Here is a 707-nt window from a genome sequence, read left to right on the forward strand (position 1 = left end):
CTGAGTCGGTTGACCGGACGTTGCGCCGCTCGAAAGAGAATCTGCAGCAGATCGATCAGGTACGCCGGAACAACCGCGCCTTCGACGACCTGCGCGGCGGCGCCAAGCTGTTACGATTGTTGGCAGAGACCGCCGAGGACGCTATGGGGCTCAGCTATGAACTGAACAAGATTCGGGCGCTAAGCGAGGCCGAGCAAGCGATCGACGATACTCTCAAGAATTTGCATCATCCGCTTCACGATCGAAAGCACCCAGAGCATGAACAGGCGAAACAGGCCTTTGACGCGCTGAAATCAAACATCGACGAAAGCCGCGTCCGGCTTGAAGAGCAGAGGAGTTTAAATCCCGATGGCTAAATTAACCAAACCACAATGGGCTGAAGCCCGTCAGGCATGGGAAACCGACCCGCGCGAAGGCCATCAATGGCTGGCTGATGAATTGGCGTCGAAAGGCTTTGATGTTAATCGGGTTGCCATTGCCAAGGCGGCAAAAAGACAAGGATGGGAGAAAAAGTCACCTCACCGAAATGTCACTCAGCGTGACAAAAAGTCACTCGAAAAAGTCACTGAACACGTATCAGCCCAATCGAAGCAGAAGCCCCAAGACGTTCCCGTCATCGCCGATGCGGAATGGGAAGAAGTCGACGAGAAAACCGAACGGTTGCATGGAAATTCCAAATACCATCAACGGTTTGACGAAATGGCGCG

At 53.7% G+C, this 707-nt stretch carries 2 protein-coding genes; both read left to right on the forward strand.

The window, feature by feature from the left end:
- Positions 1-356: hypothetical protein (locus tag JJL52_RS21125; protein WP_202054498.1), on the forward strand; the 356-nt coding region annotated here is incomplete at its 5' end.
- On the forward strand, positions 349-707 hold a 359-nt coding region (locus JJL52_RS21130; RefSeq protein ID WP_202054499.1), incomplete at its 3' end, for a hypothetical protein. The genes JJL52_RS21125 and JJL52_RS21130, both read left to right, overlap by 8 nt.

The sequence above is a fragment of the Candidatus Methylomicrobium oryzae genome, assembly GCF_016745425.1.
GTDB lineage: Bacteria > Pseudomonadota > Gammaproteobacteria > Methylococcales > Methylomonadaceae > Methylomicrobium > Methylomicrobium oryzae.